This is a genomic window from Agromyces sp. C10 (assembly GCF_023217995.1).
GTDB classification, from domain to species: Bacteria; Actinomycetota; Actinomycetes; order Actinomycetales; family Microbacteriaceae; genus Agromyces; species Agromyces indicus.
The window spans coordinates 1-13715 of sequence record NZ_JALPSX010000008.1 but is presented as its reverse complement, the minus strand read 5'-3'; the positions used below and the strand labels follow the sequence as shown (position 1 = coordinate 13715).

The window sequence follows — 13715 nt, the reverse complement described above, 5'->3', positions numbered from 1 at the left end:
GGGCGACGATATGGACTGGGGAGCAATCTTCGGAAACGCGGCCGTCGAGCTGATCAGCCCGACCACCGCCGCCTACGCACTGGCCGCACTGGGTCTCGCGATCCACTTCGGTTTCACGGGCCTGCTGAACTTCGGACAGGCGGGCTTCATGCTGCTCGGCGCCTACGGGTACGCCATCCCGGCACTGAAGCTCGGCTGGCCGTGGTGGGCCTGCCTCCTGACGTCGCTGCTGGCGTCGGTGATCTTCGCACTCATCCTGGGTATCCCGACGCTGCGCCTGCGCGCCGACTACCTCGCGATCGTGACGATCGCCGCGGCCGAGGTGCTGCGGTTGACGTTCACGACCAACGAGTTCGCCCCCGTCACGGGCTCGGCGAACGGCCTCTCGGAGTACCAGCGCGACCTGCTCACGCTGAACCCGCTGCCCGACGGACGCTACGGCTTCGGCCCGTGGGTGTTCAGCGACCGGGCGTGGTTCTTCCTCATCCTCGGATGGATCGTCGTGATCCTCGCGGCGCTGCTCACGTGGCTGCTGATGCGCAGCCCCTGGGGCCGCGTCATCAAGGGCATCCGCGAGGACGAGGACGCCGTGCGCGCGCTCGGCAAGAACGTCTACTCCTACAAGATGCAGAGCCTCATCCTCGGCGGCCTGTTCGGCACCGTCGCCGGCATCATCTTCGTGATGCCACGCGCGGTCGTGCCGAGCTACTTCCAGCCGACGCTGACGTTCTTCATCTACGCGATCCTCCTCCTGGGCGGGGCCGCGACCATCCTGGGGCCCATCCTCGGCTCCATCGTCTTCTGGGTGCTGCTCTCGTTCTTCTCGGGCTTCATCGCCCGAGCCGTCGAGGCGGGGTGGCTGCCGTTCATGACGCAGGTGCAGGCCGGTCAGCTCCGGTTCATCCTGGTCGGCGTGGCGATCATGCTGATAGTGGTGTTCATGCCACAGGGCATCCTGGGCAACAAGAAGGAGCTTGCTTTTGTCAAGTGAAATCACACCCAAGGCCAAGCCCGTCAAGTCGACCGGGCTCCACGTCGGCGACCCCGCCCCGGGCGTCAAGAAGGTCGACCCGATCCTCATCGCCGACGGCGTCAAGCGCACGTTCGGCGGCCTCACGGCCGTCGACGTCGAGCACGTCGAGATCCCGCGCAACGCCATCACGGCGCTCATCGGGCCGAACGGTGCCGGCAAGACGACCTTCTTCAACCTGCTGACCGGCTTCGACAAGCCCGACACGGGCGACTGGTCCTTCGAGGGCCGCTCGCTCGCGCACATCCCGGCCTACCGGGTCGCGCGCATGGGCCTGATCCGCACGTTCCAGCTGACGAAGTCGCTGGGCCTGCTCTCCGTCATGGAGAACATGAAGCTCGGCGCCAAGGACCAGACCGGGGAGAACATCTTCCGCGGACTGATCCCGTCGCTGTGGCGCAAGCAGGATCGCGAGATCGAGGACAAGGCGCTGGACCTGCTCAAGCGGTTCAAGCTCGACGCCAAGAAGGACGACTACGCGGCGAGCCTCTCGGGCGGACAGCGCAAGCTCCTCGAAATGGCGCGGGCGCTCATGAGCGACCCGACCCTCGTGATGCTCGACGAGCCGATGGCCGGCGTCAACCCGGCGCTGACCCAGTCGCTGCTCGACCACATCCTCGACCTCAAGGCCCAGGGCATGACCGTGCTGTTCGTCGAGCACGACATGCACATGGTCCGTCACATCGCCGACTGGGTGATCGTGATGGCCGAGGGCCGCGTGGTCGCCGAGGGCGACCCGCACGAGGTCATGCAGGACCAGGCCGTGATCGACGCCTACCTCGGCGCCCACCACGACACGGACCTCGGCTCGACCGACACCGGCCACGTCGAGGCGATCAAGGAGCTCATCGATGACGAACAGTGAACCCACCGCGAGCCCGGTGCTCGAGCCCACGGGCGACATGGTCGTCGAGGTGCGGGACGTCACGGCCGGCTACCTGCCGGGCGTCAACATTCTCAACAGCTGCTCGCTGACCGCCCGGGAGGGCGAGCTCATCGGCATCATCGGGCCGAACGGCGCCGGCAAGTCGACGCTGCTGAAGTCGATCTTCGGTCTCGTGAAGGTCCGCGAGGGCGGCATCTTCCTGCAGGGTGAGGAGATCACCAACCTCAAGGCGAACAAGCTGGTCGCCAAGGGCGTCGGGTTCGTTCCGCAGACGAACAACGTGTTCCCCTCGCTCTCCATCCAGGAGAACCTCGAGATGGGCGTCTTCCAGAAGCCCAAGGATCTCAAGCAGCGGCTCGAGTTCGTGACCGAGATCTTCCCGGACCTCAAGAAGCGACTCGGCCAGCGCGCCGGTTCGCTCTCGGGCGGCGAACGGCAGATGGTCGCGATGTCGCGGGCGCTCATGATGGGCCCGCACGTGCTGCTGCTCGACGAGCCGAGCGCCGGCCTCTCGCCGGTGCGCCAGGACGAGGCGTTCCTCCGGGTCAAGGAGATCAACCGCGCCGGGGTGACGACCATCATGGTCGAGCAGAACGCGCGCCGCTGCCTGCAGATCTGCGACCGCGGCTACGTGCTCGACCAGGGCCGCGACGCCTACACGGGCACCGGTCGCGACCTCCTCAACGATCCCAAGGTGATCGGGCTCTACCTGGGCACGCTCGGGACGGACGAGTAGGACCGTACTCGCACACGACGGGGCGGAGGATGCTACGGCATCCTCCGCCCCGTTCGTCTGTCTGCGCCCCGAGGCCCGGGGCAACGGAGGAGGCCGCACGGGCCGACGTCGCGCCCGAGGCGGCGCGGCAGGCGGCCGGGACCTGCTCGAGGACGCACGGGCCGCCAGCGGGGCGCTGAGCGCGTCGATGGGAATGAGCGGTCTTCGTCCGGAGCGTCCGTGTGCGGCCGCGTACGGGCGCGTACGGCCGCGTGCCGGGTCACGTGCCGGTCGCGTATGGCCGCGTGCCGCGTGCGCGGCCTCATGAAGCCGCATGCGACCGCGCCGGCCGCATGCGGTCGCCTGCGCGTCCGTCATCGGTACATGGCCGACGCCCCGCTGACGGCCGCCGAGCTGCGCCCGGTACACCTGCGTCGGGTGGTGCCGCCCCGCGTGAGGTTCCTGATGCCGCCGCCTCCGGCCACCGACCCCCGAACACGCCGAAGGGCCCCGGCCGGAAGCCGGGGCCCTTCGTGTGCGAGTGGATCAGCCGTCGCCGATGCGCTCGTACGTGTTGTCGTCGAGGTACTGGAAGATACCGATGGTCGCCTCGGTCGGGTCGCCGTTCTCGTCGAACGTGACCGGGCCGGACGGGCCGTCGTAGTCGATCTGGTTGCCCTCGGCGAGCGCCTCGGCACCGGCGGCGAAGGTGTCGACCTTCTCGCCCTCGCCCGAACCGCCCGAGACCTGGCGCAGGTACGACGCGATGTCGGTGCCCTCGACGCTGTTGGCCGCGTAGGCCGCGAGCGCGATGAGGACCAGCGCGTCGTAGGACTCAGCCGCGTAGCTGTAGTCCTGCAGGGCCGGGTCGACCTCGAGCAGGCGGTCGGTGAAGTCACCGAGGGTGCCCACGTCGAGACCGGGCAGCGTGCCCTTCGAGCCGGCGACGAGGCCGGGCGCGAAGTCCGCGCTGTAGTCGGACAGGTTGCCGTCGACGAAGTACAGCTTGTCGCCGGGGTAGCCGCTGCCGACGAGGGCCGGCGTGATGATCTTCGCCTGGTCGAACGTGATCAGCGCGATCGCGTCGGGGTTGGCCGCCGTGACCTCGGAGATCTGCGCGTCGAAGCTCGAGTCGCCCTCGTTGAAGAGCGCCTCGGCGACGACCTCGCCGCCCGCGGCCTCGAACGCGTCGCGCGTGAACTGCGCGAGGCCCGTGCCATAGGCGTCGTTCAGGACGATCATGCCGAGCGTGGCGTTGCCGTCCTCGGCGATGAGGTTGCCGAGCACCTCGCCCTGCAGGACGTCGGACGGAGCCGTGCGCCAGTACAGGTTGTTGTCGTCGTAGTTGGTGAAGTCGGCCGACGTGTTGGCGGGCGAGAACTGCACCACGCCCGCGGCGACGATCTGGTCGATGACGGTCTTCGACACACCCGACGAGGCGGCGCCGATGATCGCCGACACGTCCTGCGAGAGGAGGTCGGTGACCGAGACGGTCGCGGTGTCGGTCGTGGTGTCGCCGGAGTCGCGGTAGACGACCTCGACCTGGAGGCCCAGGTCGGCGTCGTTGATGTCCTGCGCGGCGAGCGCCACGCCGGCCTCCTCGGGCGGGCCGAGGAACGCGAGCGCACCCGACTGCGGGAGGATCGTGCCGACCTTGAGGGTGAGGTCGCGCTCGCCCGCCTCGATGGGCTGGGCGTCGCCGGTCTCGGCGGGCGCCTCGGACTCCTCGGGCTCGCTGGTGCCGCCCGTGCTGCACGCGGTCAGGAGGAGGGCACTGACGCCGGCGATGGCGATGCCCGTCCAAGCTGCGCGACCCGAGCGCGAGGCCCGTGCCTTCGCGAATACGCTCATGTTGCTCCTTGGGACTGAAGGATTGGGACACTTCCCGGTGCCTTGCGACACCGATGGTCTTGACAGTATTGCCCGGCCAATGCGGAAACAAGGACATCGGATCACAACCCGGTAACACCCACCGCTTCGCGACGACATCGCCGCGCATGCGTCGTTCTGCGCACGAAACCCGCGTCGACCAGCCGGTTCGCGCACGCTTCCGGCAAAGCGGAATCCGGCCCGCAGCCGCGCTCGGACCCCCAGATCGGGGGCGGGTCAGACGGGCTCGACGGCCGCCGCACGACGGGCGCGAGCCCCCCGCAGGAGATCGAACGTGAGCACCGCGAGGGCGACCCAGACCAGTCCGAACCCGATCCACCGTTCGAGCGGCATCGGCTCGCGCAGCACGACCACGCCGACCAGGAACTGGATGAATGGCGCGAAGTACTGGATGAAGCCCATGTAGGTCAGCGGCAGCCGGCGCGATGCGGCGGCGAACAGCAGGAGCGGGATCGCGGTCACGGCCCCCGCGGCGAGCAGCAGCACCGTGTGCCACACCCCCGCAGTTCCCATCGTCATGGCGCCGGTCGCGCCCACGACCACGAGCAGCACGGCGGCGAACGGGGCGAGCCACGCGGTCTCGAGCGTCAGTCCCGACACGGCGTCGACGCGGTGGCCCACGCGCTTCTTGATGAGCCCGTAGAAGCCGAAGCTGAAGGCGAGCACCAGCGCGATCCACGGCAGCTGCCCGTAGCCGACGGCGAGAACGACGACCGCGACGATCGAGATCCCGACGGCGGTCCACTGCGTCGCGTTGAGGCGCTCGCGCAGGACGATCACCCCGAGGAAGACGGTGACGATCGGGTTGATGAAGTAGCCGAGCGCAGCCTCGACGACCTGCCCGTTGAGCGTCGCGAAGACGTAGGTGAGCCAGTTGACGAAGATGAGCGCGCCGGCGGCCCCCATCGTCAGCACGACGCGGCGGTCGCGCAGCAGCGCGCGGAAGGCCCGCCAGGACCTCGTGACGGCGATGAGGAGGGCGCAGAACACGAGCGAGAGCAGGATGCGCCAGGCGACGATCTCGACCGGCCCCGTAGGCGCCAGGGCGATGAAGTAGATCGGCAGGAATCCCCAGAGCCCGTAGGCCGCGACGGCGTAGACGAGCCCGCTCCGGCTCACGCCCGCGGGCGAGGGGCGGGCGTCGGCGACGGTGGGTGCGGTGCTCACCGGGAAAGCCTACGCTCGGCGGCCGACACGCCCGACGCTGCGGGACTGCCGGAATTCGTCGACATCCCGCCGCAGGCGCTCCCGCCCGGTCGGCCCCGGGGACGATCCCCCGCCGGAGACGACGACGCGGCCCGGATGCCGTGTGGCATCCGGGCCGCGGAGGTTGTCGGACCGACTAGCGGACGACGACCGCGAGCACGTCGCGGGCCGAGAGGACGAGGAACTCGTCGCCGCCGAACTTCACCTCGGTGCCGCCGTACTTGGAGTAGATGACCTTGTCGCCGACGGCCACGTCGAGCGGGATCCGGTTGCCGTTGTCGTCGATGCGGCCCGGGCCCACGGCCACGACCTCGCCCTCCTGGGGCTTCTCCTTGGCGGTGTCGGGGATGACCAGACCCGACGCGGTGGTCTGCTCGGCCTCGACCTGCTTGATGACGATGCGATCCTCGAGCGGCTTGATGGAAACCGACACGGTTGACCTCTTTCTTGACGAAGACTGGGGTTAGCAGCCTCTGAATGAGAGTGCTAACAGGAGTCTAGGGCGGTTCTGGCACTCGTGCAACGTGAGTGCCAGCGGATGCCGCGGTGCTAGCGTGTCCGCGTGGAACGCGCCGAGCTCGTCGAACTGCTCTCACCCGAAGGGCTCGACCTGCTCGACTCCCTGCCCGCCTGGACCGGCCGCGAGGACGTCGTGAAGACGGTCGCCGACCTGCGACGCAGGGGGCACTCCCCCGGCCTCGTCGCCGCCGTCCTGACGCAGTCGCGTCTGCGGGCCAGGGCGCGCGCGAAGTTCGGCGAGTTCGCCGACCGCATGCTCTTCACCGAGCCCGGGCTCGAGCAGGCGACCCGGCTCCGCGTCGCCGCCCTCCACGCCGGCCGGTACGCGCGGGCCGGCCTCCGCCACGTCGCCGACCTCGGCTGCGGCATCGGCGGCGACGCGCTGGCGTTCGCCGCGATGGACCTGGAGGTGACCGCCGCCGACGCCGACGAGGTGACCGCGGCGATCGCCGCGTTCAACCTGACGCCGTTCCCGCATGCGCAGGTGCTGCACTCCGCGGCAGAGGACGTGCCCCTCGGCGGCATCGACGCCGCGTGGCTCGACCCGGCGCGACGCACCACCGCGGGCGGCACGACCAAGCGGATCGCGGATGCCGCCGACTACTCGCCGTCGCTCGACTTCGCGTTCGGCCTGGCCGAGCGGATGCCGGTCGGCGTGAAGCTCGGGCCCGGCACCGACCGCGGCCTCGTCCCCGCCGGCACCGAGGCGCAGTGGGTGTCGGTCGACGGCGACGTGGTCGAGCTCGCGGTCTGGACCGGGCCGCTGGCCCGGCCGGGCGTCGGACGCGCCGCCCTCGTCATCCGCGGGGACGCGGCGCACGAGCTCGTCGCCCCGGCCGACAGCGAGGACGCGCCCGTGGGCCCGCTCGGCGACTACCTGTACGAGCCCGACGGCGCGGTCATCCGAGCGCGGCTGATCGGCGACCTCGCGCGGGCCAACGGCGGCTGGATGCTCAGCGAAGGCATCGCCTACCTCACGGCCGATCGCGAGATCGACAGCCCGTTCGCCCGGGGATTCCGCGTGATCGAGCGGCTGCCCGCCGATGAGCGGCACCTCCGCCAGGCGCTGCACTCCCGCGGGGTCGGCACGCTCGAGATCAAGAAGCGCGGCGTCGACGTCGACCCGGCGGCGCTCCGCACGCGCCTGAAGCTGAAGGGCGACACCGCGGCGACCGTCGTGCTGACGCGCGAGGAGGGTCGCCACGTCGCCCTGCTCGTCGAGCGGCTCTGACCGGCGAGGATCGCCCGCGGCATCCGCCGGGACGACTCAGCGCGGCAGCGCGCCGAAGACGATCGCGTAGTAGCCGATCCACACGCCCGAGAAGACGAGCCCCGTGATGCCGGTGCCGATGCCGATGAAGGCCGGGACGCGCGCGCCCTCCTCGCGGCGGAGGCCCATCACCCCGAACACGATCGCCGCGATCGACAGCGGGAGCATCCAGCCGACGAACAGCGACGCGACGGCGCCCGGGATGCCGAGCCCCGCCGAGAGCCGGCTCCAGAACCGACGCTGCTCCTCCTCTTCGACGTACTCCGGCTCGGGGGCCGGGCGCCCGAGCGCGAGGAGCTGCCCCGTGGGGAGCCCGTGCAGCTCGCCCGTGTCGTACGGCACGTCGAATTCCCGCTGGGGCGCCGGCGGGGACGTGTCGATCCCGCGGAGCGCGTCGGGCTCGGGTGGCGACGGCGATCCGCCCGGCGCGGCGCGCTCGTCGCCGCGGGGCATCCGCTCGTCGCTCACCCGCGCCGTCCTCAGTACGTGTACGAGGTGTCGCTGACCGCGAAGAGCGCCGCCCAGGCGACGATCGAGATGAGCGCGATCGCGATCCCGACGAAGCCGAGCACGATGCCGGTCAGCCACATGCCCTTGGCCCAGGGCTCCTTGCGGCGGCCGATGAAGCCCAGCACGACGGCCGCGGCGGGCACGATCAGCTGCAGGATGCCGCCGACGAAGGGGATGATCACGATGCCGGAGCCGATGATGCCGATGATGCCCGCGATCAGCGAGATGATGCTGAACACCGCGGTGGGCTTGGCCGGGGCCGGCTGGTAGGGCGCGGAGCCGTATCCGGCGCCGTATCCCGCGTCCGGGGCCCCCGGCGCGGAGCCGTAGGCCGCGCTCGGCGCGGCGCCGTAGGCGGACTGGGGCATCCCGTCGTACGCTGCGGCGGCGGCAGGCGACTCGGCGGCGCCGGTGTCGAACGGCGACCCGCCGCCGTAGGCGGGCGGAGCCGGCGGCGCAGGCGGAGCGGGCGGTGCCGGTGGCGCGGGAGGCGCCGGCGGAGCCGGGGGCGCGAGCGGCTCGGCCGGTCCGACGGGCTCCGACGGCTCGACCGGCACGGCGGGCGTCTCGGGCTCGCTCGGCGGGTTGGGCTCGTCGGGGATCGTCGGCCCGACCGGCTCACTCGGCTCGGCGGGTACGGTGGGCTCGACCGGCTCGGCCGGGACCGACGGCTCGGACGGCGTGAGCGGCTCTGCCGGCTCGTCGGGCTGCCTGGGATCGCTCATGTCGAGCCCCTCTCGTACTTCCTTCGATCAGTAGGTGGTGACGTTGCCGCTGCTGATGGCGGCGCCGAGGATGGCGAACCAGACGATCGCGATGATGATGCCGACGACCAGGAGGACGTATCCGATGATCAGGCCGGCGATCGCGAGGCCGCGGCCCTGCTCGCCCGTCTTCTTGATCTGGCTGAGCGCGATGTGGCCCGTGATGATGCCGACGAGCGGGATGAAGAACGACGACACCAGCGAGACGATCGCCAGGACGTTGGTCTTCTGCGACGCCGGGGCGCCGTAGGACTCCGTACCCGAACCGTACGAGGGCGCGCTGCCGTAGGCGGGCGCGGGCGCGGGCGGGGGCGGCGGGACGTCGGAGCGGTTGGGCTCGTTGGGGTCGGTCATGCTGGACTCCTCGTGTGGTTGCCTGGACCCGGCCATGCTGGCAGCGCCACCGGGTGATGTCAACGACCGGCGACGCGGGTCGACGCACCCCGTCATGGGGGCGCACACGCCACAGTAGCGCCCCGCTCGGGCGCCGCGCATCGGGGAGGACTCCCCATTCGCGTTCAGCCCTGGATGTCGGTGACCGGGAGGGTCGAGTCGGCACCGAAGTCGAGTCCCGACGGCTCGTGCCCGGCCATGATGAGCCGTGCACCCAGCGCCGCGATCATGGCGCCGTTGTCGGTGCACAGCGACAGCGGCGGGATGCGCAGGGCCACGCCCGCGGCATCCGCTCGCTGCTCGGCCACCTCGCGCAGTCGCCGGTTGGCGACGACGCCGCCGCCGAGGAGCAGCCGCGGCACGCCGAGGTCGGTGCACGCGGCGATCGCCTTCGACACGAGCACGTCGACGACGGCCTCGCGGAAGCTCGCGGCGACGTCGGCGAGCGGCACGGGCTCGCCGGCCGCTTCGCGCTGCTCGACCCAGCGGGCGACCGCGGTCTTCAGGCCCGAGAACGAGAAGTCGTAGCGGTGGCGCTCGAGGTCCTTGGGCCGCGTGAGTCCGCGCGGGAAGCGGATCGCGTCGGGGTCGCCGCCCACGGCGGCACGGTCGATCTCGGGCCCGCCCGGGTAGGGCAGCCCGAGCAGCCGGGCGACCTTGTCGAACGCCTCGCCCGCCGCGTCGTCGATGGTCTCGCCGAGCAGCTCGACGTCGGAGTCGAGGTCGCGCACGAGCAGCAGCGATGTGTGCCCGCCCGACACGAGCAGGGCCACGCTCGGCGTCTCGAGCGGGCGGTCGCCGATGAGATCGGCGCCGACATGGCCCACGAGGTGGTTCACGGCGTAGACCGGCTTCTCGAGCGAGAGCGCGAGCGCCTTCGCCGCCCCCACCCCGACCATCAGCGCCCCGGCGAGCCCGGGCCCGTTCGTCACGGCGACCGCATCGAGGTCGGCGAGGTCGACGGACGCCTCGTCGAGGGCCGCCCGGATGGTCGGGCCGAGGGCCTCGAGATGCGCGCGTGCGGCGACCTCGGGCACCACGCCGCCGTAGCGCGCGTGCTCCTCCATCGACGAGGCGATCGCGTTGGCGAGGAGCTCGGTGCCTCGGACGATCCCGACGCCGGTCTCGTCGCACGAGGTCTCGATGCCGAGCACGAGCGGGGCGTCGCGGTTCACGGGGCGTCTCCTGCGGGGGTCTGCGTGGTGGGCGTCGGGGCCGGGTCGCGTGCGTCGTCGACGATGGCGACGGATGACGCGGGGCGGGCGACCGCCGGCGGCACCGCCAGTCGCGTGACGACCGCGTCGACGCCGTCGGGCTGGTAGTAGCCGCGGCGCACGTCGATCTCGACGAAGCCGAGCGACTCGTACAGGCCGCGAGCGACCGGATTGTCGGCCCGCACCTCGAGGAAGAGCTCGGTGACGCCGCGGCGTCGCGCCTCGTCGATGAGCGCGTGCATCAGGGCGCGCCCGAGCCCGGCACCGCGACGCGACGGGTCGACGGCGATGGTCTGGATGTCGCCCTGGCCGGAGCCCCGCGGGGCGAGGAGCCCGGCATAGGCGAGGATCGCCTCGGGGTCCCGGTCGTCGATCGCCACGAGGTAGTGGGTGTGCTGCGCCGACAGCTCCGAGCGCATCGCCGACTCCGGCCAGGCGTCGGAGGCGAACGTCGCGCGCTCGAGCGCCATGACGGCGTCGAGGTCGTCGGGACGCGCGTGCCGCAGCATGAGGCTCATCCGAGCACCCGCTTCGGGCCGGCCGACACGGTCACGTCGGGTGCGCGGAGGTAGAGCGGCTCGTCGTCGGCGAGCGGCAGGCGCCCGGTGGCGTACGCGAGCTCGGCGAGCAGTCCGAGCGCGCCGGCCGACACGCGGTCGGCGTCGAGGCGCATGCCGCCGGCCTCGGGCACCGCGTCCCGCGGAGCGAGGCGCGGACCGCCGCTGCGCACGGGCAGGCCGTCGGCGTCGAGTCCGTCGTACTCGGACACGGCGGACTCGCGCCGTCGAGCATCGGTGACGACCTGCAGCCTCCCGGTGCCGCCGTCGACGTACCAGGCGAGGGCGATCGCGTCGTGGCTCACCACCGGGACGAACGGCCGGTTGGCGCCGAGGGCGAAGGCGTGGGCGGCGGCGATCCCGACGCGCAGGCCGGTGAAGGGACCGGGCCCCATGCCCGCCGCGACGGCGGAGAGGTCGGCGGGCCGGACGCCCGCGGCCGCCAGGGCGTCGCGGATGAACCCGCCGACGACCTCGGCGTGCCGCATGGTGTCGGCCGTGCCCGCCTCGGCGAGGACGCCGGCCTCCCGGTCGACCACGGCGACGCTCGTGCCCGTGGACGTGTCGATCGCGAGGAGCATGGCTTCCAGCCTAGTTCGCGGCGTCGCGTGCGGAGCCGGGTCCGGCCTCGAGCCGAACCGCCGTGGCGTACGGCGTGTCCGCCCAGCGCGGCCCGTGCCCGACGAGCTCCACGGTGCGGGGCTCGTCGGACTCGAGGTCCTCCTCGGCGTCCGACGCGTGCTCCGCGTCGTCTCCGTCGGTCGCGGCGCCGCCCCGCCGTCGGGCGATCACCACCTCGAGCCACGAGTCGCTGACCCCGTCGAGCAGGCCCGCGCCCCACTCGACGACGACGGCCGCGTGGTCGAAGTCGAGGTCGAGGTCCTCGAGTTCGGCCGCCCCGGACAGGCGGTAGGCGTCGACGTGCACGAGCGGCGCCCCGCCGGCGAGGCTGGGGTGCGTGCGGGCGAGCACGAAGGTCGGACTCTGCACCGGACCGCGGACCCCGAGTCCGTCGCCGATGCCGCGCGTCAGCGTGGTCTTGCCGGCGCCCAGGGGTCCGGTGAGCACGACGAGGTCGCCCGCACGCAGCTGCCGGCCGAGTTCGCGGCCGAGCTCCTCCATCGCGTCGGCGTCGGGCACGATGCGGGTGCTCATGCGTCCTCCACGTGGATGCGCGGAACTCGCGGCCCGATGCGCGTGACGATCTCGTAGCCGATCGTGTCGGCGGCGGCGCCCCACTCGTCGGCGGAGGGCGCTCCCGCCTGCGGGTCGCCGACGAGCACCACCTCGTCGCCCACGGCCACCTCGTCGTCGCCCACGTCCACCAGGAACTGGTCCATCGCGATGCGGCCCACCACGGGATGGCGGCGTCCGCCGATGAGGACCTCGGCCCGACCCGACGCCTGCCGCGGCACGCCGTCCGCGTAGCCCAGCGGCACGAGCGCGAGCGTGGTCTCGCGCTCCGCGCGCCAGACGTGGTTGTACGAGACCCCCGTGCCGGGGCCGACCCGCCGCACCGCGGCGACGCGGCCGCGCAGGGTCATGACGGGCGTCAGGCCGAGGTCGGCCGCGGTCGTGCCGTCGCCGAACGGGGGGACGCCGTAGAGTCCGATGCCGATGCGGACCAGGTCGAGCCGGGCCTCGGGGAACCGCAGGGCCGCGGCCGTGGACGCGAGGTGCCGCAGTTCGGGGCGGAGGCCCGCCCGGCGCGCCTCGTCGACGCCGCGGAGGAACGCGGCGAGCTGCTCGGCGTCGGCGTCCGGCGAGGTGTTCGCGAGGTGGCTGAAGATCCCTCGCACGTGGATGCGTCCGGCGGTCTCGAGCTCCGCGGCGCGTTCGACGGCGGCCGGCCAGTCCTCGGGGGCGATGCCGTTGCGGCTGAGGCCGGTGTCGAGCTTGAGGTGCACGTTCGCCGTGCGGTCGACGGATGCCGCGGCATCCGCCATCGCCTCGAGCTGGGCGACGGACGAGACGCCGAGGTCGACGTCGCGCTCGATCGCGTCGGCGAACCGGGCGTCGGGGTCGTGCAGCCATGCGAGGACGGGCGCGTCGATGCCCGCGGCGCGGAGCGCGAGCGCCTCGTGGAGGTCGGCCACGCCGAGCCATCCGGCGCCACCCTCGAGCGCGGCGCGGGCGACCGGCACGGCGCCGTGACCGTACGCGTCGGCCTTGACGACCGCCATGACGGCGGCAGGGGCCACCCGCTCGCCGATGGTGCGGAGGTTGCGGCGGACGGCATCGAGGTCGATGACCGCCTCGCGGAAGGGGCCGGGCAGGGATCGGTCGGTCACGGCGTGGTTCCTCGGGTCTCGGCTCGCTCGAGCACCACGAAGGCGCTCGCGATGCCGGCGTCGTGGCTCATGGAGAGGTGCACCCGGTCGATGCCGAGGTCGGCGACGTGTCGGGAGAGCGCGCCGGACAGCGCGAAGTCGGGATTGCCGTCGGCGTCGTTCACGATGCGCATGTCGTGCCAGCGGATGACGGCGTGCCCCCCGAGCGCCTTGATCAGCGCCTCCTTGGCGGCGAAGCGGGCGGCGAGCGACCGCGCGGGACGGTTGCGTTCGCTCTCAGCGAACAACCGGTCGCGCAGGGCCGGGGTGCGCTCGAGCGAGCGCTCGAAGCGCGCGATGTCGACCACGTCGATGCCGATGCCCGCGATCACGCGATCCTCCTCGACTCCACGTTTCCGAGTCTGCCGTACCCGTGCCGTGGGGGGGGGGGGGGGGGGGGGGCGCGCGGCCCCCCCCCCCCCCCCCCCCCC

The 13715-nt window shown here is 72.2% G+C and carries 16 protein-coding genes; 4 read left to right on the top strand and 12 right to left on the bottom strand.

Annotated elements, in window-relative coordinates; translation table 11 throughout:
• The first annotated feature begins 10 nt into the window (after window positions 1-10).
• From M1L56_RS10235 to M1L56_RS10225, 3 genes are read left to right on the top strand one after another with little or no spacing between them, the layout of a single operon-like run.
• A complete protein-coding gene (locus M1L56_RS10235; protein WP_067944999.1) occupies window positions 11-991 on the top strand; it encodes a branched-chain amino acid ABC transporter permease in 981 nt (326 codons plus the stop codon).
• Window positions 981-1895: an ABC transporter ATP-binding protein gene (locus tag M1L56_RS10230; RefSeq protein ID WP_067944998.1), complete on the top strand. Its 915-nt coding sequence runs from the start codon at window positions 981-983 to the stop codon at window positions 1893-1895. The genes M1L56_RS10235 and M1L56_RS10230 overlap by 11 nt, the downstream gene beginning before the upstream one ends.
• A complete protein-coding gene (locus M1L56_RS10225; RefSeq protein ID WP_248599157.1) occupies window positions 1882-2652 on the top strand; it encodes an ABC transporter ATP-binding protein in 771 nt (256 codons plus the stop codon). The genes M1L56_RS10230 and M1L56_RS10225 overlap by 14 nt, the downstream gene beginning before the upstream one ends.
• A gap of 525 nt (window positions 2653-3177) precedes the next feature.
• On the opposite strand, the gene M1L56_RS10220 is transcribed toward M1L56_RS10225, so the two are convergent.
• From M1L56_RS10220 to groES, 3 genes are all read right to left on the bottom strand, one after another.
• Window positions 3178-4482: an ABC transporter substrate-binding protein gene (locus tag M1L56_RS10220; RefSeq protein WP_067944994.1), complete on the bottom strand. Its 1305-nt coding sequence runs from the start codon at window positions 4480-4482 to the stop codon at window positions 3178-3180.
• A gap of 255 nt (window positions 4483-4737) precedes the next feature.
• Window positions 4738-5688, bottom strand: a complete 951-nt coding sequence (gene rarD / locus M1L56_RS10215; RefSeq protein ID WP_248599156.1) for an EamA family transporter RarD — start codon at window positions 5686-5688, stop codon at window positions 4738-4740.
• Window positions 5689-5863: 175 nt separating this feature from the next.
• Window positions 5864-6160, bottom strand: coding sequence for a co-chaperone GroES (gene groES, locus M1L56_RS10210; RefSeq protein WP_067944992.1), 297 nt, complete (start codon window positions 6158-6160; stop codon window positions 5864-5866).
• A 129-nt stretch (window positions 6161-6289) separates the two neighbouring features.
• Between groES and M1L56_RS10205 the strand changes: the two genes are divergently transcribed.
• A complete protein-coding gene (locus tag M1L56_RS10205) occupies window positions 6290-7477 on the top strand; it encodes an SAM-dependent methyltransferase (RefSeq protein WP_248599155.1) in 1188 nt (395 codons plus the stop codon).
• Window positions 7478-7513: 36 nt separating this feature from the next.
• Here M1L56_RS10205 and M1L56_RS10200 read toward each other — a convergent pair whose 3' ends face one another.
• From M1L56_RS10200 to M1L56_RS10160, 9 genes are all read right to left on the bottom strand, one after another.
• Entirely contained in the window at window positions 7514-7984 is a 471-nt protein-coding gene (locus M1L56_RS10200) for a hypothetical protein (RefSeq protein ID WP_248599154.1), read from the bottom strand.
• A gap of 11 nt (window positions 7985-7995) precedes the next feature.
• On the bottom strand, window positions 7996-8751 hold the full coding sequence (locus tag M1L56_RS10195) for a DUF4190 domain-containing protein (protein WP_248599153.1): 756 nt from the start codon (window positions 8749-8751) through the stop codon (window positions 7996-7998).
• A 27-nt stretch (window positions 8752-8778) separates the two neighbouring features.
• Entirely contained in the window at window positions 8779-9144 is a 366-nt protein-coding gene (locus M1L56_RS10190) for a DUF4190 domain-containing protein (protein WP_067948511.1), read from the bottom strand.
• Window positions 9145-9308: 164 nt separating this feature from the next.
• The gene (gene tsaD / locus M1L56_RS10185; protein WP_067948513.1) at window positions 9309-10358 is read right to left on the bottom strand and encodes a tRNA (adenosine(37)-N6)-threonylcarbamoyltransferase complex transferase subunit TsaD; all 1050 of its coding nucleotides are present in this window, start codon (window positions 10356-10358) and stop codon (window positions 9309-9311) included.
• Window positions 10355-10915 carry a ribosomal protein S18-alanine N-acetyltransferase gene (gene rimI, locus M1L56_RS10180; protein WP_248599152.1) on the bottom strand — a complete coding sequence of 187 codons (561 nt, stop codon included), beginning with the start codon at window positions 10913-10915 and terminating at the stop codon, window positions 10355-10357. The genes tsaD and rimI overlap by 4 nt, the downstream gene beginning before the upstream one ends.
• Window positions 10912-11535, bottom strand: coding sequence for a tRNA (adenosine(37)-N6)-threonylcarbamoyltransferase complex dimerization subunit type 1 TsaB (tsaB, locus tag M1L56_RS10175; RefSeq protein ID WP_248599151.1), 624 nt, complete (start codon window positions 11533-11535; stop codon window positions 10912-10914). The genes rimI and tsaB overlap by 4 nt, the downstream gene beginning before the upstream one ends.
• Before the next feature lie 10 nt (window positions 11536-11545).
• The gene (gene tsaE / locus M1L56_RS10170) at window positions 11546-12109 is read right to left on the bottom strand and encodes a tRNA (adenosine(37)-N6)-threonylcarbamoyltransferase complex ATPase subunit type 1 TsaE (protein ID WP_248599150.1); all 564 of its coding nucleotides are present in this window, start codon (window positions 12107-12109) and stop codon (window positions 11546-11548) included.
• Window positions 12106-13245, bottom strand: coding sequence for an alanine racemase (gene alr / locus M1L56_RS10165; protein WP_248599149.1), 1140 nt, complete (start codon window positions 13243-13245; stop codon window positions 12106-12108). Before alr ends, tsaE begins: the two co-directional genes overlap by 4 nt.
• Window positions 13242-13616, bottom strand: a complete 375-nt coding sequence (locus M1L56_RS10160) for a holo-ACP synthase (protein WP_067948519.1) — start codon at window positions 13614-13616, stop codon at window positions 13242-13244. The genes alr and M1L56_RS10160 overlap by 4 nt, the downstream gene beginning before the upstream one ends.
• Between the last annotated feature and the right edge of the window lie 99 nt (window positions 13617-13715).